This is a genomic window from Streptomyces afghaniensis, assembly GCF_044327915.1.
Lineage (GTDB): Bacteria > Actinomycetota > Actinomycetes > Streptomycetales > Streptomycetaceae > Streptomyces > Streptomyces afghaniensis.
In genome coordinates this window covers 802,258-821,658 of sequence record NZ_JBIRGJ010000003.1, presented here as the reverse complement: position 1 = coordinate 821,658, position 19,401 = coordinate 802,258, and the positions used below count along the sequence as shown (strand labels likewise).

Here is a 19,401-nt window from a genome sequence, read left to right as displayed (position 1 = left end):
AGCATGCTGACTCCCCCCGGCATGGGCGGCAAATACCGCATCAAGGGAAACAAGTACCCGCGGATGCGCCGGCCCCGGCGGCGCGGCAGGCTCGTCGTGCTGGGCGTCGCCTCCGCCGCCGTGCTCGGAGTGGGCGGCTGGGGCACGCTGCAACTCATCGACGTCTTCACCGGCGGCGGCGGAAAGGCCTCGGCGGCGGGCGGGACGGACTGCGCCCCCAGGACCAAGGCGAGCGCCTCGCCCAGCGCCAGGGCCCTGCCCGAGCCGCGCACGATCACGGTCAACGTGTTCAACGCCACCACCCGCAGCGGCCTGGCGAAGAAGACCGCCGACGAGCTGAAGAAGCGCGGCTTCAAGATCGGCGACGTGGGCAACGCGACGAAGCAGTACGACAAGAAGGTCAAGGGCCCCGGCGTGCTGCTCGGCCCCTCCTCCGCCCTCGACACCTCGCTGCCGGTGCTCGGCACCCAGCTCCCGGACGCCGAACGGCGTACCGACGCGGCCCGCAAGGGCGCTGCCCTCGACCTCGTCATCGGCGACGCCTTCAAGGAGCTGGCGAAGAAGCCGGACGCCGACCGGGCCCTGACCAAGCTGGCCAGGCCCGAGCCGGCGCCGTCGTCGAAGAAGGGCTGCTGAGCAGCTCCGAACGGCTTACTCGGCCGCCCCGTACATCCGGTCCCCCGCGTCACCGAGGCCCGGCACGATGTAGCCGTGCTCGTTCAGGCGCTCGTCGACCGACGCGGTCACGACCGTCACCGGGGTGCCCGCCAGCTCGCGCTCCATGACCTCCACGCCCTCCGGAGCGGCCAGCAGCACCACGGCGGTCACGTCGTCGGCGCCGCGCCGGATCAGCTCCTGGATCGCCGCGACCAGCGTGCCGCCGGTGGCGAGCATCGGGTCCAGCACATACACCTGACGGCCCGACAGGTCCTCCGGCATACGCGTGGCGTACGTGGAGGCCTGGAGCGTCTCCTCGTTGCGGATCATGCCGAGGAAGCCCACCTCGGCCGTCGGCAGCAGCCTGACCATCCCGTCCAGCATGCCGAGGCCGGCCCGCAGGATCGGCACCACCAGCGGACGCGGGTGGGACAGCTTGACGCCCGTGGTCGTGGCCACCGGCGTCTTGATGTCGACCTGTTCGGTGCGCACGTCGCGCGTGGCCTCGTAGGCGAGCAGGGTGACCAGCTCGTCGGCGAGACGGCGGAAGGTCGCGGAGTCGGTGCGCTGGTCGCGCAGCGTGGTGAGCTTGTGGGCGACCAGGGGGTGGTCGACGACGTGGAGACGCATGTCCACAACAGTAACCGGGCCCGCTCACCCCGGCGGCACGGCAAGCCCGCCGTCCGGCCGTCACCCGTTCGCTGGCGTCAAACCGCCCGTCCGGGGGAAAGTGGGAAGGACGGACTGGGGGTGGTGAGCCTGATGCCCGACCGGGATTCCCGAGACGTTCCGTCGCCGCGCGCACAGCCCGCGCCGGACGCGGAGACCGACGAGACCGGCAGGACCGGCGCGCTGGACGCGAGGACGGACGAGACCGACGCCGAGCGCCGCCGGCGGCGCGCCCGGTTCCTGCGCGATCTGGCCGAGGCGCGGGAGCTGCGCGACCGCGTCCAGCCGCGCCGCGTCAAGGTGGCCCGGCTGCGGCACGCGATGCGCATGCGCACGTTCCGCTGGTAGGAAACGGGTGAGGAAACCCCCGGGGAAGATCACGAACCGCGCGGACGTTGCCGGGGTGACCGTGCGTGCAGCGGGGGAAAGCCGCGTACGATCCGCAGGTGGCGGCAACGAGCGTGCGATCAAAACTGCCGGACACAGGGAGCCGAAGACGTCCCCTGAACGCATTGTTTCTGCCACGATTCCGAGTGGGTGGGGCTCGGACGAGCACTCCCCGCCCGCAACCTCCGCCGGGGGGACCCCCAACCGGCACGCCTATGACCAGTGGGAGAGTCACGGTGTACTTCGCCGCACTGCTCGCGCGCACCGAAGACGGGTGGGAAGCGAGCGACACAGAGCTCGACGATGTGGAAACCCTGTCGGATCTGGCCGACCTGGCCCGTGAAGCCTCCCCCGACGAGGACACGGTGCTCGTGCTCATCGAGCAGGAGGACGCCTGGTTCGGAGTCGTCCGCGTGGACGGCGAGGAGGACCCGCGCATCTACGTCTCGGACGCCGCCGCCGCTGCCCGCAGCAGCTACGGCGAGATCCTGCTCACCGACGAGCTGCTCGGACGCGATCCGGACGACGGGGACGACCTGGACGCCCTCGACCTCGACGGCACCGAGGACGGTGAGTCCGACGACGACGAGGCCGACGACGGCGACGCGGTCGCCGGAACCGGCGAGGCCGTGCCGCACGGCCCGGTCGGCGACGCCCAGATCCTGGACGACCTCGGCGTGAGCGAGAAGGAGCTGCGCTCGCTGGCGACGGACGCCGTCACGGAGATCGCCGAGGCGCTGGGTGCCTCGGAGACCCTGGAGACCGTCCGCTGACCGCTCGCACCACCCCGCGACAGCCGGATCCGGTGCGGGACCCCTGGCGCTCCGCGATGCGACTCGCCCTGGACGAAGCCGCCGAGGCCGTCCGGGGCGGGGACGTCCCCGTCGGCGCCGTCGTACTGGCCCCGGACGGCACCACCGTGCTCGCGGCCGGGCACAACGAGCGTGAGGCCGGCGGTGACCCGACGGCCCACGCGGAGGTCCTCGCCCTGCGGCGGGCCGCGGCCGCACTCGGCCGGTGGCGGCTCGCCGGCTGCACTCTCGTGGTGACGCTGGAGCCCTGCACGATGTGCGCGGGCGCGATCCAGCAGTCCCGCGTCGACCGGCTCGTCTACGGCGCCCGCGACGAGAAGGCCGGCGCGGCCGGCTCCCTCTGGGATCTCGTCCGCGACCGGCGGCTCAACCACCGGCCCGAGGTGATCGAGGGCGTGCTCGCCGAGGAGTGCGCCCGGGTCCTCACCGAGTTCTTCCGCGGCCGCTGAATACCGATTTCAAAGCACGCCGCACCTTGCTGTAAGGTCTCCCTCGGTAGCGTGTCCGAGCGGCCGAAGGAGCTCGCCTCGAAAGCGAGTGTGGCGCAAGTCACCGAGGGTTCAAATCCCTCCGCTACCGCTGGAGAAGGGCCCCGTCGTCAGACGGGGCCCTTCGTGCGATCAGCCCCTTCGCCTGCCGGACCCTTCGTGCGATCATGTGCGCTGCATGGGACACCAGTGACAGGGGAGGCCGCGATGGCGGTGAACGCGAAGAAGGTCGCCGTCTACTTGCTCGTGGTCTTCGTCTTCTACGTGATCATCACCGACCCGAAGAAGGCAGCCGACTACGTCCAGATAGGGTTCGAGGGCATATCGGACGCCGCCCAGGCCCTCGGCGACTTCGCCACGTGGGTCGCCAACGGAGGAAAGTGATGATCCGCCACCTGGTCCTCTTCAAGCTCCACGAGGGCGTCGAGCGCGACGACCCGCGGGTCCTGAAGGGCGTCGAGGCATTCCGCGCCCTCCACGGCACGATCCCCGAGATCCGCTTCTGGGAGTTCGGCTGGAACGTCAGCGACCGTCCCATCGCCCATGACTTCGCCATCAACTCGGCCTTCGACGACGCGGACGCGCTGCGCCGGTACGTGGAGCATCCCGACCACCAGGCGGGTGTCGCGCTGTGGCGCGAGTTCGCCACATGGGTGATCGCCGACTACGAGTTCTGAGCCCGCCGCTTCGAGCCCCCCGTCGTTCCGACGGGGGGCTCTTCCGTTGTCGGCCCGCTGCCGGCCCGGTGCCGGTCCGTGCTGGTGTGCATCGATGGTGCATTTCATCCCTCAACACGTAGTTATGGGGTGCTTGCACACAGTGCACATTTCTTGTGATGCTATGACCGCTTTTGCTGGAAGAGCTGACGGGCGGGTTGACGGATGACGAGGTGGAGTTGACCGTGCTGGCCAATACCGCACCTCAGGCACCGCCCGCGGAACCGGCCCCTCCGGCTCCCCCGGCTGCCCCGGCTCCCCAGCGGAGCCGCGGCGCCGACACCCGAGCCCTCACGCAGGTCCTCTTCGGTCAGCTCAAGGAGCTCCAGCCGGGGACACCGGAGCACGACCGGGTGCGCGGGGCGCTCATCGAGGCCAACCTCCCGCTCGTGCGCTACGCGGCCGCCCGTTTCCGCTCCCGCAACGAGCCGATGGAGGACGTCGTCCAGGTCGGCACCATCGGGCTCATCAACGCCATCGACCGCTTCGACCCGGACCGGGGTGTGCAGTTCCCGACGTTCGCGATGCCGACGGTGGTCGGCGAGATCAAGCGCTACTTCCGCGACAACGTCCGTACGGTGCACGTGCCGCGCCGGCTGCACGAGCTGTGGGTGCAGGTCAACAGCGCGACCGAGGACCTCACGACCGCCTTCGGGCGCACCCCGACCACCGCCGAGATCGCCGAGCGGCTGCGCATCACGGAGGACGAGGTGCTGTCCTGCATCGAGGCCGGGCGGTCGTACCACGCGACCTCGCTGGAGGCCGCACAGGAGGGCGACGGACTGCCGGGGCTGCTGGACCGGCTCGGTTACGAGGATCCCGCGCTGGACGGGGTGGAGCACCGGGACCTCGTACGGCATCTGCTCGTGCAACTGCCCGAAAGGGAGCAGCGGATCCTGCTGCTGCGGTACTACAGCAATCTCACGCAGTCCCAGATCAGTGCGGAACTCGGCGTCTCGCAGATGCACGTCTCGCGGCTACTCGCGCGTAGCTTCCAGCGATTGCGGTCCGCGAACCGGATCGACGCGTAACCGGAAACACTGGCGAGAGGTCACCGGGGCGAGGGAATCGCTGGTCAGGGCGGTTGCCGACGCTTCGGCGCCGACAGTGCGTCAGACCCCTTTCTTGCAGGGCGGATTCGCGTCTCAGATGTCGACATGTCACTACAGCGTGTTGCCGACATGTGACATTCTGCGGGAAGCGCGTTTGCCGGGGCTTCGGCTCCGGTATTCAGGTGAAGGCTGCGTTCCTCAGACGGGGGCGTTCGCCGCGACCGTCCCGCGACCCAAAGGGGGTGGCATGTCCGCAGAACAGGGCAGCTCGAAGGTGCTCACGCTCGCGGAGAGCGACACAGCTCCCCATGCTCTCGACTCACTCGGCCCCATCGACGACGTTCCGGCCGAGCTCGCGACCGAGCCCGCGCCGGCGCTTGTGGCCACGGGGGCCATCGACACCCGCACCCTGTCCCGCTCCCTGTTCCTGCGGCTGGCCGCGCTCGACGAGGACAGCCCCGAGCGTGCGTACGTCCGCGACACCTTGATCGAGCTCAACCTGCCGCTGGTGCGGTACGCGGCGGCGCGGTTCCGCTCCCGCAACGAGCCGATGGAGGACATCGTCCAGGTCGGCACGATCGGGCTGATCAAGGCGATCGACCGGTTCGACTGCGAACGGGGCGTCGAGTTCCCGACGTTCGCGATGCCGACCGTCGTGGGCGAGATCAAGCGGTTCTTCCGCGACACGTCGTGGTCGGTGCGGGTGCCGCGCCGGCTTCAGGAGCTGCGGCTGGCGCTGACGAAGGCCAGTGACGAGCTCTCGCAGAAGCTGGACCGCTCGCCGACGGTCACCGAACTCGCCTCCGTGCTCGGGGTGTCCGAGGAGGACGTCGTCGACGGGCTGGCGGTGGGGAACGCGTACACGGCGTCCTCGCTGGACTCCCCGGCGCCGGAGGACGACGGCGGCGAGGGCTCGCTGGCGGACCGGCTGGGGTACGAGGACAGCGCCCTGGAGGGCGTCGAGTACCGGGAGTCGCTGAAGCCGCTGCTGGCCAAACTGCCGCCTCGTGAGCGGCGGATCATCATGCTGCGGTTCTTCGCGAACATGACCCAGTCGCAGATCGGCGAGGAGGTCGGCATCTCGCAGATGCACGTCTCGCGGCTGCTGACGCGGACGTTGGCGCAGCTGCGGGAAGGTCTGATCTCGGACTGACGCTGCGGGTAGCGGGGTGCCTGGGGCGGTCTGTGCCTGCGGCGGCCTGTGCGGGTGCGGTGGGGTGCGCGTAGCGCCTGCTCGCCGGTGGTGGGTCGGGGCCGCGTCGGGGGGTGTCCGTCCTCGGAACGGCGCGATGGGGTCACACACCGACTGACTGGCGTTGACGCGCCAACCGCTGCGGGCGGACACCCCCCGACACGTCCCCTTGCGCCGTCCGGCGGGTGCAGGTCCGCTTAGCTGCGGGCATGCGTGCCGCCAAGGGCGGCACGGGTGGGCGATGGGGGTCCCCGCGCCTCAGCGCAAACGGCGGCACCGGGCAACGGCCAGTCCAGCAGCGCCGTTGCCCGGAAACCCGCCGTACGCGTTACGCCAGCGCCAGCCAGGCCACCGCCGCGATCACCGCGACGGCGACGACGACGCCGAGGATGAGACCGATGCGCGGCCCGCCACCGCTCGTCGGCGCGGCCTGCCGCCCCTGCGGCGCCTCGTCGACGAACGCGCGGAACATCTGGGTGCTGCCGGCGGGGTCGTGATTGCCCTGCGGGGCCTGGTTGTTAGCCATGGCCCGAGACCCTAGCGAAAACGCCGGGGCTCCCCAAGTGGGGGTTGGCATTCCGTTCAGTCCCACCCGACCCTTCCCCCCAGCCTCACGACCTGCACATTTACTACCGCAATACTTGCCTTTGCCAAGTTTTTATACCGAACACACCTCTTTTATTTGCCTGTAGCAACCAACAGCTCCTATGGTTGCCCTAAGCAACGAAAGCGGGAGGTGTCATGGCCGAGAGGGCGCAGTACGAAGAGCTGGTCCGCCAGTTCAGTGCCTTCGGTGCCGTGAAGCGGGAGCTCGGCCGGATCATGCCGGCCGACTGCCCCGGCGGGTCGGCGACCGTACTGACCATCCTCGGGCGCCACGGCGACATGCGCATGAGCAAGCTCGCGGAGCTGCTCGCGGTGGACATGTCGGTCACCAGCCGCCATGTCGCGCACGTCGTGGACCGGGGCTGGATCGAACGCTCCCCCGACCCCGCGGACAAGCGCTCCCGGATCCTGCGCCTCACCCCGGCGGGCCACGCACAGCTCGACGAGCTGTCCCGGCGGACCACCGAGGTCCTCGCCGAGCGCCTCAGCGACTGGACCGACGAGGACGTCGGCCGGCTCACCGACCTGATGGCCCGGCTGAGGGAGAGCTTCGACTGCCGGCCCGCGCCCCGGGCGGCACCACCCGCTGTCGAACAGACCACCCGTACACCCGCAAGCACGTAAGAAAAGGAAGCCCATGGCAACGACCACACCAGCCGGTGTGCGGGCTCATGCCAAGCACGGGGGAGGCTCCCACGGCTCCCCCGGCGGCGGCGCTCCGATGACGCACCGGCAGATCATGGAGGCCCTCACCGGCCTGCTGCTCGGCATGTTCGTGGCGATCCTGTCGTCGACGATCGTCTCCAACGCCCTGCCCCGGATCATCGGCGACCTCGGCGGCGGCCAGAGCGCCTACACCTGGGTCGTGACCGCGTCCCTGCTGACGATGACCGCGTCTACGCCGCTGTGGGGCAAGCTCGCCGACCTGTTCTCCAAGAAGCTGCTGATCCAGCTCGCGCTGGTGATCTTCGTCCTGGGTTCGGCGGCGGCCGGCATGTCGCAGAACCCCGGCATGCTCATCACGTTCCGCGCGGTCCAGGGCATCGGCATGGGCGGTCTGTCCGCGCTGGCCCAGATCATCATGGCGGCGATGATCTCGCCGCGTGAGCGCGGACGGTACAACGGCTACCTGGGTGCCGTCTTCGCCACGGCCATGGTCGGCGGTCCGCTGGTCGGTGGTGTCATCACCGACACGGACTGGCTCGGCTGGCGCTGGTGCTTCTACGTCGGCGTGCCCTTCGCCGTGATCGCCCTGATCGTGCTGCAGAAGACCCTGCACCTGCCCGTGGTGAAGCGGAAGGTCAAGGTCGACTGGGCCGGCGCCTTCTTCATCACCGCGGCCGTCTGCCTGCTGCTGGTCTGGGTGACCTTCGCCGGTGACAAGTACGACTGGCTGTCGTGGCAGACGTACGCGATGGTCGGCGGCTCGGTCGTGCTGCTGGCGCTGTTCGTCCTGGTCGAAGCCAAGGCGAGCGAGCCGATCATCCCGCTGCGGCTGTTCCGCAACCGCACGATCACGCTGGCCTCCGTGGCCTCGCTGTTCGTCGGTGTCGCGATGTTCTCGGGGACCGTGTTCTTCAGCCAGTACTTCCAGCTGGCGCGGGACAAGTCGCCGACGATGTCCGGCGTCATGACCATCCCGATGATCGCGGGCCTGTTCGTCTCCTCCACCGTCTCCGGCCAGGTCATCACCCGGACCGGACGCTGGAAGGGCTGGCTGCTCGGCGGCGGTGTGCTGGTGACCGCGGGCCTCGGCCTGCTGGGCACGATCCGGTACGACACCGAGTACTGGCACATAGCGATCTTCATGGCGCTGATGGGCCTCGGTATCGGCATGATGATGCAGAACCTGGTGCTGTGCACGCAGAACCAGGTGGAGCCGGGCGACCTGGGTGCCGCCAGCTCCACGGTGACCTTCTTCCGGTCCCTGGGCGGTGCCGTGGGCGTCTCGGCGCTGGGCGCGGTCCTGGGCAACAAGATCACCGACTACGTCAAGGACGGCCTCGCCGGCCTCGGCGCCAAGGGCCAGGCCCTCGGCCACGCCGGCACGGGCGGTGGCGGCATCCCCGACCTCAATGCGATGCCCGCGCCGATCCGCACCGTCGTGGAGAGCGCCTACGGCCACGGTGTCGCGGACGTGTTCCTCTACTCGGCCCCGCTGGCGCTGCTCGCGCTGCTGGTGTCGCTGTTCATCAAGGAGGTCCCGTTGAAGACGAAGGGCGGACTGGCGCAGGCGGCGGACACCGACGCCCGCGCGGAGGCTCCCGCAGAGGCGGCCGCCGAGGCTCCCGCCGCGGAGAAGGCCGTGCCGAGCTGGGCCGTGGCGGACACCGAGACCGCCGACGGCACCGGGCCCGAGGGCACGCAGCGGCTCGCCGCCGTCGCCACGGCGACCCGGGCCGAGGAGCCCGCGTCCGGTGGGAACGGTGTGCCGGTCCGCGGCTTCGTCCGCGGCAACGAGAGCGCCCCCGTGCCGCGGGCCGCCGTCACGCTGATCTCGCTGGCCGGGCGTCAGCTGGGCCGGTCCGTCGCGCAGGCCGACGGCTCCTACGCCCTCGACGCGCCGGGCGCCGGGTCGTACGTGCTGATCGCCTCCGCCGACGGCTACCAGCCGCAGGCGTCCACGGTCGTGGTGAACGGCGAGCCGGTCGCCTACGACATCCTGCTCAGCGGCACCAGCGGGCTGACCGGCCTGGTGCGGGCCGCCGAGGGCGGGCAGCCGGTGAAGGACGCGATGGTCATCGTGACCGATGTGCGCGGGGACCTGCTGGCCACCGGGACCACCGGTGAGCAGGGCGAGTTCTCCTTCGCCGAGCTGGTGCCCGGGGCCGTGACCGTCGCGGTGAACGCCGCCGGGTACCGGCCGCGCGCCCTGCCCGTCGAGGTGGGCGGCACCGGGGTCACCCGGGTCGAGATCGACCTGGACTCGGGCGCCCGCGTCCAGGGTGTCGTCCGCGCCCCGCACGGCCCGCTGGCCGACGCCCGGGTGACGCTGGTCGACCAGGCGGGCAACGTCGTCGGCTCGGCCACGACCGGATCGGACGGGGCGTACGCCTTCACCGACCTGGACGGCGGCGAGTACACCGTCATCGCCACGGGCTACCCGCCGGTGGCCACCGCCCTGACGGTCACGGGCCGCGGCACCGACGCCCACGACATCGAACTCGCCCACCCCGGCGAGTAGGACAAACCCCGGCCCGTGGCGGTGGGCGCGCTCCGAGCGGAGGCGCGCCCCTGCCACGGGCCGGTTTCCTTTCGAGTTTCTGTTTTAGGGGAGTTAGCTGAGATGGGACTGACCGCGAGGATCCGTACCCGGGACGGTTGGGCCGTGTCGCACGCGGTCGTCACCGTGGCCGACATGACCGGTGCGCAGGCGCTGCGTGCCGAGGCCGACGCGGAGGGCGCCGTACGGGACGCGACGCCGCTGGAGCCGGGGGCGTACACCGTCATCGTCACCGCCGTCGGCTACGCGCCCGCGGCCTCCAGCGTGATCGTCACGGCGAGCGGCCGGGCCGAGGTCGGCACGGTGACGCTGGCACGGCAGGGCGGCACCGAGCTGCCGCCGCCGGGGCCGTGGACCGTCGACCCGGTGCACTCCAGCGTGGCCGCCGTGGCACAGCACCTGGGCATCTCCAGCGTGCACGGCCGGTTCACGGAGTTCTCCGGCTCGATCGAGATCGCCCCGGACGACGTCACCAAGTCGCGGGTGGAGGCGGTGATCCGGGCCGCGTCCGTCGACACCGGCAACGGCATGCGCGACGGGCACCTGAAGTCGCCGGACTTCCTGGACGTCGAGCGGTTCCCCGAGATCACCTACCGTTCGACGGGGCTCACGGCGACCGGGTCCGACCGGTGGACCGTGCACGGTGAGCTGGGCATGCACGGCGTCGTACGGGCCGTGGACCTGGACCTGGCCTACCTCGGCACGGGCCCGGACCCGTGGGGCGGCACCCGGGCGGCGTTCCGTGCCACGACCGAACTGCACCGCGAGGACTTCGCGATGAACTACAACCAGGTCCTCCAGGCCGGCATCGCCGCCATCGGCACCACGCTCAAGGTGGAGCTGGACATCCAGGCCGTGCAGGGCGAGTCACTTCCGGCCGTCTGAGGCCGGTCCGGAAACCTTCGCCACCAACTGGCCGCACAGGTCGCGGAGCTTGACGTTCCGGTGCTGCGAGGCGCGACGCAGCCGCTCCAGCGCGTCCCGGGCGTCGATCCGCTCCCGGGCCATGAGGATGCCGATCGCCTGGTCGATGACGCTGCGCGAGAGCAGCGCGGTGCGCACGTCGGCCGCCGACTGGCGCCGCTGCTCGATGCGCAGCGCGACGTCGATCGCGTCCCCCGCCCGGGCCGCGAAGGTCCGGGCCTTGTCCCGGCCGGTGCCGAGCACCCCGGGCCGCTCGCCGTAGTAGTTGAGCGCCGCTCCCGTCTCGCCCTCGACGGCGAGCGGCACCGCCAGCACGCTCCGGACGCCCGTCCCCAGCGCGTACCGCGTGTACGCCGGCCAGCGGGACTCCTCGGCCAGGTCGGGGGCGTACTGCTCGACGCCGGTCTCGGCGGCCTCGACGCAGGGGCCCGAGCCGTACTCGTACTGCCGCTGGTCAAGGCCGTTGGGCAGGCCGTCGCTGCCGGCGAGGGTGAGCAGCCGGCCGGCGCGGCGCACCGTGATGCTGCACGCGGCGGCGCCGGGAACCTCCTGCACCGCACGGTCGGTCAGATCGCGCAGCAGGGTGTCGAGACCGCTGCTGCGCACCATCGCCTGGTCCAGCGTGTCGGACGTCTCGGAACTCATGAACGTACGGGTATCCCGTCGGCGTCCCTTAACGCCCCCGCTCCAACTCACAGTGACTCACGTGGAGTTGTGAGCGTCGACGATTCCGCGGGCCAGATCGCGCAGTTTCACGTTCTCCTGCTGGGAGGCCCGCACCAGGCTCTCGAAGGCCGCGGCCGCGTCGATGCCCTGGCGCTCCATGAGGATGCCGGTGGCCTGGCCGATCAGGTCCCGGGTGTGCATGGCCTCGGTGAGCTGCTCGCGCACGGTGGCGGAGTCCAGGGCGATGCTGACGTGCGCGGTGAACAGCCGGCCGATGCGCGTCGCGTCCTCGTCGAAGGCGCCCGGTTTGCGCGCGTAGGCGGTGAGCACGGTCAGCCTGCGGCGGTCGGCGCGCAGCCGCAGCGACAGCGCCGAGCGCAGTCCCAGGGCCGACAACACGTCCCAGCCGTCGCCGGCTTCGCTGTCCGTTATCCGCGCCACCGGGTTGTGCCACAACTGTTCCCAGTGCGCGTGCGGTTCGCGGCCGCCGTGCCGGGACTCGGCGGAGCGCACAACATCGTCGGTCCAGGCGAGCGTGCGGAACTTGTTGCCGCGCTCGATCTCGGAGACGCCGGCGTGCTCGGCCCCGGGCATGATGTGCACGGCCAGCCGCACCGCTGTGCGCAGCGTGTTGTGCGGCGAGGGCGTCTCGTGCAGCTGCTGAGCCGCCACCGTCAGGGCCTCGGCCAGCTCGAAGCCGACCGGAAAACGGGGCAAATCAGGAAACTCGGACGCAGCCACCACGAACCTCTTCGGCATGCACGACCAAGGCCGTGCGCAGGAGAGCTCCGCAGCACATTCCCGACTGCGAGCACAGGACGGACAGCACTCTAGCTGCTCGGTTGCGTGCAGGTGACGTCCGGCCGACGGCCGCCACGGGCGCTTCCGCAGCCGCGACCCGGCGTGGTGGAATGGGCCCGAGGGTCAGGAAGCGGCCTTACCGGAATCCGGACGAACGTCTGCCAGGTGAGTGCTGTGACCTTCCTCCCGAATCCCACCGAATCCCGAGGCCTGCCCGGCCGCTTCCGTGTGCCCATGCCCGCTGAGATCGACTTCGGCAACGCCGAGCAGCTGCTTCCGCTCATCGTGTCCGAGACCCTGGCCCGTGGTGACCGGCTGGAGGTGCTCGTCCTCGACCTCACCGCGACCCGCTTCATGGACTCCCAGGGCGTCCGCCTCATCAACGACGTGCGTCACCGGCTGCGCCCCGGGGCCCGGATGCGTCTGGTGGCCCGGCCGGACGGTGTCGCGAGCCGCGTACTGGAACTGACCGGCCTGCGCCGGGACGTGCCGGTGTACGACAACCTCGCCGAGGCCATGGCGTCGTAGGCTGCCTGGCATGGCACCGAACATCGCGACGAACACCCGCGTCTCCCTCGACGAGTTGCTCGACTTCGTACGGCCCCGGCACCACGCGATCCTGCTGACCCGGCGGTCCGACGGCGGCCCCCAGGGCTCGCCCCTGACCTGCGGGGTCGACGACTCCGGCCGGATCGTGGTCTCGACGTACCCGGAGCGGGCCAAGACCCGCAACGCCAAGCGGGACCCCCGGGTGAGCCTGCTCGTCCTCAGCGACGACTGGAACGGCCCCTGGGTCCAGATCGACGGCACGGCCGAGGTCCTCGACACCCCCGACTCCGTCGAACCGCTCGTGGAGTACTACCGGAACATCGCCGGGGAGCACCCCGACTGGGACGAGTACCGCGCGGCGATGGTCAAGCAGGGCAAGTCGATCATCCGCATCACTCCGGAGCGGTGGGGGCCGGTGGCGACCGGCGGGTTCCCGGCGCGGCTGGCCGAGGGGGAGTAGCGGGGAACTCCCGCTCAGGCCCCTCGCTCCCGGGCGACCATCGCCTCGATGCCCGCGATCAGCAGTTCCAGTGCGAACTCGAAGTCGCGCTCCAGCATCTCGGCGACGGTGTCGCCGCCGCGCGCCGCCATGATCTCCTGGGACTCCTGGATGACGTCCGCGGCCTGCGGGGCCGCGGTCACCGTGCTCAGGGCCTGCTGGAAGTACTCGTCCACGGTCATGCCGCCGGCCGCGGCCCGGGCGGAGAGATGGCCCTCCAGCGTGCCGTAGCCGTAGACGAACTGGAAGACGGCCGAGATCGTGCTCGTCAGACGCCTCGCGGGCAGTCCGGTCCGGCGCACCACGCGCTGTACGGTCCGCGAGAAGGCCAGATTGTTGGGGCCGATGTTGAGGAAGACGCCGACCAGCGCGGACACCCAGGGGTGACGCACCAGCAGCGTCCGGTACTCCCGGGCGAGCGCCCCCACCTGGTCCCGCCAGTCCTCGTCGGCGTCCGGATCGGGCAGCCGCATCTCGCCCATGACCTGGTCCAGGGCGAGTTCGAGGAGGTCGTCCTTGGTGTCGACGTACCAGTAGACGGACATCGCGGTGACGTTCAGCTCACCGGCCAGCCGCCGCATCGAGAACCTGGCCAGCCCCTCGGCGTCGAGCAGCCGGACGGTGACCTCGACGATGCGCGCCCGGTCCAGCCCCGAGGGCTGCCCTGAGCCACCGCGCCGCCGGTGCGCTTTGCTGTCCAGCCAGACGCTGGTCCGCGCGGCCTTGTCGGACGCCTTCGCCATGGCGCACCTTCCTCAACTTGCCAACGCCGATCATGCTAGGCGTCCCTGCGGGGGCGCGGGGCAGTGCCGATATGCGGCTCCGCCGCGTGGGCGCGCCCAGCCACAACGAACCCGCACCCGCCGGACAAGGACAAGGACCGATCTCCTAGGCAGATTCTGCCCGCTCGGCCCGCCGCAGCAACGCCGCCGCGACCAGACCACCGGCCAGCACAGCCACAGCCCCGACCAGCTGACTGGTCTCCAACCCGGACGCGAACGCGTCAGAAATACGAGCCTTCTCTTCCGCACTGTCCGCCGCCGCCAACGCCGCCGGCAACGACGCCGCCGACACGGCGACCAACGACGCGAACCGCGAATTGAGCACCGCACCGAGGACCGCCACACCGAGGCCGTTGCCGAACTCCGCGAGCGTTCCGTTGATCCCCGCTCCCACACCCGCCTTCTCCGGCGGTATCGCGCCCATGATCGCGTTGGCCATCGCCGGCATGGACAACGCCACACCCGCCCCCATCACGACCAGGCCGAGCAGCGTCCCGCCGTACCCGTGCCCGCCGAGCAGCGCGATCGCCGCCAGCCCGGCCGACACCAGGGTCATACCGAGCGCGATGGCCGCCGGCGTACCGGCCTTGAGCACCAGCTTCGCGCCGAGCCCGGTGAAGTTGAGCGCGACCACGGTCAACGCCAGCGGCGCCGTCCGCAGCCCGGCGTCCAGCGGCTCGTAGCCGAGCACGAACTGCAGATGCTGGGTGAGCAGGAACAGCGAGCCCGTCATGCCGAACGCCACGAGGATCGCGCCCGCGACCGCGCCGACGAACTTCTGGTTGCGGAAGAAGTGCATGTCGAGCATGGGGTGCTCGGTCCGCAGCTCCCACAGCACGAAGAGCCCGAGTACGGCCACGCCGATCAGCGCGGAGACCAGCACTTGCCCGGACGTCCAGCCGTGCTCGGGGCCGGTGATGATCGCGTACACGACGGACGTCATGCCGATGGTCGACAGCACCGCGCCGACCAGGTCGGGACGGTCGCCCGCCTTGTGCCTGGACTCCGGCACGAGGGCGGCGACCGCGATCAGGCCGATCGCGGCGACCGGGATGTTGATCAGGAAGATCGCGCCCCACGAGAAGTGGTTCAGCATCACTCCGCCGATCAGCGGCCCGGCCGCGAAACCGAGCGAACTGACCGTGGACCACAGCGCGATGGCCTTGACCCGCTCCTTGTCGTCGAAAATCTGCACGACAACGGCGAGGATCGTGGTCATCAGCAGCGCGCCGCCGACGCCCATGCCGGCGCGGGCCGCGATCAGCTGGGCAGGGCTCTGGGACAGCCCGGCCGCCAGCGAGCCCAGGCCGAAGATCGTCAGCCCCGCCATCAGCAGCAGCTTGCGGCCGTAGCGGTCGGCGGCGTTGCCCGCCGTGAGCAGCAGACCGGACTGCACCAGTGAGTAGGCGTTCATCATCCACTGGACGTCGGCGGTCGTCGCGTCCAGCTCGCGGGTGAGCGAGGGGATCGCCACGTTCAGGATCGTGTTGTCGAGCAGCACGGTGAGCTGCGCGAGGCAGATGACACCGAGGATCAGCCAGCGCTGGGGGTGGCCGCCTGGCGCCGTCTGCGGCGGGGCCTCTTCCTGGGGGGATGTCGTCATGCTGTACACCGTAGAATAATTCCCATACGCCGTACAACCGAGTACCCGGCTCCGCCTGCCGGGCATGGAGAAGGGCGGTGGCTTTCGGCCACCGCCCTTCTCCCGGTCAGGGACTGTCAGTTGCTCGCCTTCTGCGTGAGGTCGTAGAAGGTGGCCGAACCGACCGTGACCTTCTTGAAGTTGGCCTCGACCCAGGAGGTGATCTGGGAGGACGTGCCGTCGCTGCCGCCGCGCATGCCCCCGCCCGCGCCGGACGCGATGAAGTAGTGGATCTTTCCGTCCGCCACGTACTCCTTGAACTGGGCCAGGGTCGGGGACGGGTCCGTGCCGTTGAAGCCGCCGATGGCCATCACCGGCTCGCCGGTGGACAGCTGGTAACTCGCGGCGTTCTGGGCGCCGATGGCCGCCGCGGCCCAGGTGTACTGGCCGGCGTCGGTCTTCAGCAGCTTCTTGGCCTCGGAGCCGACGCTGGCGCCGTTGAGCAGCCCGCCGATGCCGCCACCGCCGCCCATGCGGCCGCCGTCACCGGTCCGGCCTCCGGGGGTGGTGTTCTGGCCCTGCTGGTTCTGGCCTTGCTGGTTCTGGCCCTGCTGGTTCTGGCCGCCGCCCGGGAAACCGCCGCCGGGGAAGCCGTTGCCCTGCCCGCCCTGGGTGTTGCCGTTGCCGTTCTGCTGGTTCTGGCCGGCGCCCGGGAAGCCGCCACCCGGGAAGCCGCCACCGCCGGGACCGCCTCCGCCCGGACCGCCCCGGCCGCCCGCGACCGCCGGGCCCGCCGTGACGATCGAGCCCGTGTGCCCCTCGTTCACCGTGGTGAGCGTGTACGCCGCCGGACCGGCCAGCGCCGCGACCAGGCCCAGCCCGGCCGCTCCCAGGGCCAGTCCGCGCCCCAGCCGGCCGGCGAAGATGAGGCCGAGGGCCGCCGTCAGGCCGCCGACCAGGACGAGCCACTTCAGCCAGGGCAGGTAGTCGGAGGAGCGGTTGAGCAGGACATAGCCCCAGGCCGCGGTCGCCGTCATCGCCGCCGCCAGGGTCAGCGACGCCCAGACCTTGTCGCGCTTCTCCCACAGCAGCACCGAGCCCATGCCGATCAGCGGCGCGATGTAGGGGGCGAGCGCCACCGTGTAGTACTCGTGGAAGATGCCCTGCATGTAGCTGAAGACCAGCATGGTCGTGAGCAGCGCGCCGCCCCAGACGAGGAACGCACCGCGCGTCACCGACGTACGCCGTGCCTTCCGCGTGGCCACCAGGCCCGCGACCAGCAGGATCAGCGCGGCCGGGATCAGCCAGGAGATCTGGCCCCCGATGCTGGAGCCGAACAGGCGGTCCCAGCCGGTCTCGCCCCAGTTGCCACCGCCGTTGCCGCCGCCACCGCCGCCTCCGACGCTGCCGGTCTCGTCGCCGTTGAGGCGGCCCAGGCCGTTGTAGCCGAAGGTCAGTTCCAGGAAGCTGTTGTTCTGCGAGCCGCCGATGTACGGGCGGGAGGACGCGGGCCACAGCTCGACGATCGCGACCCACCAGCCGCCGGAGACGACCAGCGCGACCGTGGCCAGGGCCAGTTGCCCGAGGCGCTTCCTCACCGACACCGGCGCGCACACCGCGTAGACGAGCGCCAGCGGCGGCAGGATCAGGAAGGCCTGGAGGGTCTTGGCGAGGAACGCGAAGCCGATGGCCACACCGGCCCACACCAGCCACTTCGTACGGCCGTCCTCCAGGGCCCGGAGGACGAAGTAGCAGGCCAGCGCCATCAGCAGGGCCAGCATCGCGTCCGGGTTGTTGAAGCGGAACATCAGCGCCGCGACGGGGGTGAGTGCCAGCACCGCGCCCGCGATCAGACCGGCCGCGGGGCTGAACCGGCGGCGTACGGCGGCGTGGACGACGGCCACCGTGCCGACGGCCATGAGCACCTCGGGGACCAGGATCGCCCAGGAGCTGAGGCCGAACAGCCGCACGGACAGGGCCATCGGCCACAGCGCGGCCGGGGGCTTGTCGACGGTGATGGCGTTGGCGGCGTCCAGCGAGCCGAAGAAGAAGGCCTTCCAGGACTGGCTGCCGGCCTGGACGGCCGCCGAGTAGAAGGAGTTGGCGTAGCCGGAGGCGCTCAGGTTGCAGAGGTAGAGCACCGCGGTCGCCAGCAGCAGGGCGAGGAAGGCCGGGCGGGCCCAGCGTGGGTCCTCGGGCCGGCCCCGCCACAGCCGTTGCGGCAGGGGCCGCTTGGGCTCACCGGCGTCGGGGGCCGGTGCGGAGGCAGGAGCGCGGCTGGTCCAGGTGCCGGGACTCCGGTCTCCGTCGGTGATCTGCTGGTCGTAGTGGACGGTCATCGGAAGTCCCTCGCATCGGTGTCGTGGGGGCGCACCGGCAGCAGTTGCACGGTGGTGTCCTGCCGGGTGGTGTCGCGCCGGGTGGTGTCCTGCCGGGTGATGTCCTGCCGGGGGGCGTCCCGCCAGGTGCCCTCCTGCCAGGTGCCGTCCGCGGCTTCACCGGCGCGGAACCGGTCGGCGGGGTACGAGGCGACCACCGTCGTCTCGCAGTCCTGCCGGTCCGGGAACACCCACGCCCGGAAGAGCAGGAAGCGCAGCACGGTCGCCGCGAGGTTGGCGGCGATGAGGACCGCCAGCTCGGTGGAGTGCGCGGGCTCGGACGTGGCCGCGTTCAGTGCGGCGAGCGAGCCGCTGGTCAGGGCCAGCCCGATGCTGAAGACGACCAGGCCCTGCGCCTGGTGCCGTACGGCCCCGCCGCGCCCGCGCACCCCGAAGGTGAGCCGCCGGTTCGCGGCGGTGTTGGCGACCGCCGAGACCAGCAGGGCGAGGGCGTTGGCGAACTGGGAGCCGGTGAAGACGCGGAAGCCGCTGTAGAGGAGCAGATAGAAGAGGGTGGAGAGGCCGCCGACCACGCAGAAGCCGACCAACTGGCGGGCGAGGCCCCGCGGTACGTCCTGGATCTCACGGTCGCGCGGGTCGTCGCCGAACGGCCGGGCGAGCCGGTCCAGCGGCAGCGAACCGGTGGCCAGGGCCCTGCCGACCCGCCACACACCCTTGAGGTCGTCGGTCGCGGTCCGGACGATGTGCACGGTCGAGTCGGGATCGTCGACCCAGTCGACCGGCACCTCGTGGATCCTGAGGCCCGCGCGCTCGGCGAGCACCAGCATCTCGGTGTCGAAGAACCAGCCGGTGTCCTCGATCAGGGGCAGCAGCACCTGCGCCACCTCACGGCGGATCGCCTTGAACCCGCACTGGGCGTCCGAGAAGCGGGCCTGGAGCGAGCCGCGCAGGATGAGGTTGTAGGCCCGGCTGATGAGCTCCCGCTTGGGACCGCGCACCACCCGCGAGCTGCGGGCCAGCCGGGAGCCGATCGCGAGGTCCGAGTGGCCGGAGATCAGCGGCGCCACCAGCGGGAGCAGGGCGTTGAGGTCGGTGGACAGGTCCACGTCCATGTAGGCGAGGACCGGGGCGTCCGAGGCCGACCAGACGGCCCGCAGCGCCCGGCCCCGGCCCTTCTGCTCCAGGCGGAAGGTGGTGACCTCGGGGATCTCCGCCGCCAGCCGTGCCGCCACCTGCGGGGTGGTGTCCGTGGAGGCGTTGTCCGCGATCGTGATGCGGAACGCGTACGGGAAGGTGCGGGCGAGGTGTTCGTGCAGTCTGCGGACGCACGGCTGGAGGTCCTTCTCCTCGTTGTAGACGGGGATCACTACGTCCAGGACAGGCGTACCGGCTGGTGCGGCCGGGAGGTGCTCCCGCGCCGGCAGGGTGCCGGGAGAAGAGTCGGTTCGCATGGAACC

Annotated in this window: 21 protein-coding genes and 1 tRNA gene; 14 read left to right on the top strand and 8 right to left on the bottom strand. The window is 71.0% G+C overall.

The window, feature by feature from the left end:
- The first annotated feature begins 21 nt into the window (after positions 1–21).
- Positions 22–636: a LytR C-terminal domain-containing protein gene (locus tag ACH4G3_RS14110; protein ID WP_397624765.1), complete on the top strand. Its 615-nt coding sequence runs from the start codon at positions 22–24 to the stop codon at positions 634–636.
- A gap of 15 nt (positions 637–651) precedes the next feature.
- Here ACH4G3_RS14110 and upp read toward each other — a convergent pair whose 3' ends face one another.
- A complete protein-coding gene (gene upp / locus ACH4G3_RS14105; RefSeq protein ID WP_037671908.1) occupies positions 652–1,287 on the bottom strand; it encodes a uracil phosphoribosyltransferase in 636 nt (211 codons plus the stop codon).
- A 132-nt stretch (positions 1,288–1,419) separates the two neighbouring features.
- On the opposite strand from upp, the gene ACH4G3_RS14100 reads away from it, so the two are divergent.
- The 8 genes from ACH4G3_RS14100 to ACH4G3_RS14065 all read left to right on the top strand — a co-directional run bounded on the left by ACH4G3_RS14100 (position 1,420) and on the right by ACH4G3_RS14065 (position 5,934).
- Positions 1,420–1,674, top strand: coding sequence for a hypothetical protein (locus ACH4G3_RS14100; protein WP_397624680.1), 255 nt, complete (start codon positions 1,420–1,422; stop codon positions 1,672–1,674).
- Between the two features lie 275 nt (positions 1,675–1,949).
- On the top strand, positions 1,950–2,486 hold the full coding sequence (locus ACH4G3_RS14095; protein WP_354747412.1) for a tRNA adenosine deaminase-associated protein: 537 nt from the start codon (positions 1,950–1,952) through the stop codon (positions 2,484–2,486).
- A gap of 56 nt (positions 2,487–2,542) precedes the next feature.
- A complete protein-coding gene (gene tadA, locus ACH4G3_RS14090) occupies positions 2,543–2,974 on the top strand; it encodes a tRNA adenosine(34) deaminase TadA (protein WP_354747243.1) in 432 nt (143 codons plus the stop codon).
- A 45-nt stretch (positions 2,975–3,019) separates the two neighbouring features.
- Positions 3,020–3,104 (top strand) — tRNA-Ser (locus ACH4G3_RS14085).
- A gap of 116 nt (positions 3,105–3,220) precedes the next feature.
- Positions 3,221–3,397: a hypothetical protein gene (locus tag ACH4G3_RS14080; RefSeq protein WP_397624679.1), complete on the top strand. Its 177-nt coding sequence runs from the start codon at positions 3,221–3,223 to the stop codon at positions 3,395–3,397.
- On the top strand, positions 3,397–3,690 hold the full coding sequence (locus ACH4G3_RS14075; protein ID WP_397624678.1) for a Dabb family protein: 294 nt from the start codon (positions 3,397–3,399) through the stop codon (positions 3,688–3,690). The genes ACH4G3_RS14080 and ACH4G3_RS14075 overlap by 1 nt, the downstream gene beginning before the upstream one ends.
- A gap of 224 nt (positions 3,691–3,914) precedes the next feature.
- Positions 3,915–4,760: an RNA polymerase sigma factor SigF gene (locus ACH4G3_RS14070; protein ID WP_397624677.1), complete on the top strand. Its 846-nt coding sequence runs from the start codon at positions 3,915–3,917 to the stop codon at positions 4,758–4,760.
- Positions 4,761–5,028: 268 nt separating this feature from the next.
- Positions 5,029–5,934, top strand: coding sequence for an RNA polymerase sigma factor SigF (locus ACH4G3_RS14065; protein ID WP_243380166.1), 906 nt, complete (start codon positions 5,029–5,031; stop codon positions 5,932–5,934).
- Positions 5,935–6,301: 367 nt separating this feature from the next.
- Here ACH4G3_RS14065 and ACH4G3_RS14060 read toward each other — a convergent pair whose 3' ends face one another.
- The gene (locus tag ACH4G3_RS14060; protein ID WP_397624676.1) at positions 6,302–6,499 is read right to left on the bottom strand and encodes a hypothetical protein; all 198 of its coding nucleotides are present in this window, start codon (positions 6,497–6,499) and stop codon (positions 6,302–6,304) included.
- Positions 6,500–6,714: 215 nt separating this feature from the next.
- On the opposite strand from ACH4G3_RS14060, the gene ACH4G3_RS14055 reads away from it, so the two are divergent.
- The 3 genes from ACH4G3_RS14055 (at position 6,715) to ACH4G3_RS14045 (ending at position 10,687) form a co-directional block, all read left to right on the top strand.
- Positions 6,715–7,203: a MarR family winged helix-turn-helix transcriptional regulator gene (locus ACH4G3_RS14055; protein ID WP_397624675.1), complete on the top strand. Its 489-nt coding sequence runs from the start codon at positions 6,715–6,717 to the stop codon at positions 7,201–7,203.
- Positions 7,204–7,216: 13 nt separating this feature from the next.
- Positions 7,217–9,763 (top strand): MFS transporter, encoded by a 2,547-nt coding sequence (locus tag ACH4G3_RS14050; RefSeq protein ID WP_397624674.1) that lies wholly within the window; start codon positions 7,217–7,219, stop codon positions 9,761–9,763.
- A 102-nt stretch (positions 9,764–9,865) separates the two neighbouring features.
- On the top strand, positions 9,866–10,687 hold the full coding sequence (locus ACH4G3_RS14045; RefSeq protein ID WP_397624673.1) for a YceI family protein: 822 nt from the start codon (positions 9,866–9,868) through the stop codon (positions 10,685–10,687).
- On the opposite strand, the gene ACH4G3_RS14040 is transcribed toward ACH4G3_RS14045, so the two are convergent.
- The gene (locus ACH4G3_RS14040) at positions 10,670–11,371 is read right to left on the bottom strand and encodes a GAF and ANTAR domain-containing protein (RefSeq protein ID WP_397624672.1); all 702 of its coding nucleotides are present in this window, start codon (positions 11,369–11,371) and stop codon (positions 10,670–10,672) included. The genes ACH4G3_RS14045 and ACH4G3_RS14040 overlap by 18 nt on opposite strands.
- A 57-nt stretch (positions 11,372–11,428) precedes the next feature.
- A complete protein-coding gene (locus tag ACH4G3_RS14035) occupies positions 11,429–12,151 on the bottom strand; it encodes an ANTAR domain-containing protein (protein WP_397624671.1) in 723 nt (240 codons plus the stop codon).
- A gap of 276 nt (positions 12,152–12,427) precedes the next feature.
- Here ACH4G3_RS14035 and ACH4G3_RS14030 point away from each other — a divergent pair, with 276 nt between their 5' ends.
- Positions 12,428–12,721, top strand: a complete 294-nt coding sequence (locus ACH4G3_RS14030; RefSeq protein ID WP_307176174.1) for an STAS domain-containing protein — start codon at positions 12,428–12,430, stop codon at positions 12,719–12,721.
- A gap of 10 nt (positions 12,722–12,731) precedes the next feature.
- Positions 12,732–13,202: a PPOX class F420-dependent oxidoreductase gene (locus tag ACH4G3_RS14025; RefSeq protein ID WP_397624670.1), complete on the top strand. Its 471-nt coding sequence runs from the start codon at positions 12,732–12,734 to the stop codon at positions 13,200–13,202.
- A 14-nt stretch (positions 13,203–13,216) separates the two neighbouring features.
- On the opposite strand, the gene ACH4G3_RS14020 is transcribed toward ACH4G3_RS14025, so the two are convergent.
- From ACH4G3_RS14020 to ACH4G3_RS14005, 4 genes are all read right to left on the bottom strand, one after another.
- Entirely contained in the window at positions 13,217–13,984 is a 768-nt protein-coding gene (locus ACH4G3_RS14020; RefSeq protein WP_397624669.1) for a TetR/AcrR family transcriptional regulator, read from the bottom strand.
- 145 nt (positions 13,985–14,129) lie between these two features.
- Entirely contained in the window at positions 14,130–15,626 is a 1,497-nt protein-coding gene (locus tag ACH4G3_RS14015; RefSeq protein WP_397624668.1) for an MFS transporter, read from the bottom strand.
- Positions 15,627–15,742: 116 nt separating this feature from the next.
- Positions 15,743–17,944, bottom strand: a complete 2,202-nt coding sequence (locus ACH4G3_RS14010; protein WP_397624667.1) for an ArnT family glycosyltransferase — start codon at positions 17,942–17,944, stop codon at positions 15,743–15,745.
- Positions 17,941–19,395: a bifunctional glycosyltransferase family 2/GtrA family protein gene (locus ACH4G3_RS14005; protein WP_397624666.1), complete on the bottom strand. Its 1,455-nt coding sequence runs from the start codon at positions 19,393–19,395 to the stop codon at positions 17,941–17,943. The genes ACH4G3_RS14010 and ACH4G3_RS14005 overlap by 4 nt, the downstream gene beginning before the upstream one ends.
- Between the last annotated feature and the right edge of the window lie 6 nt (positions 19,396–19,401).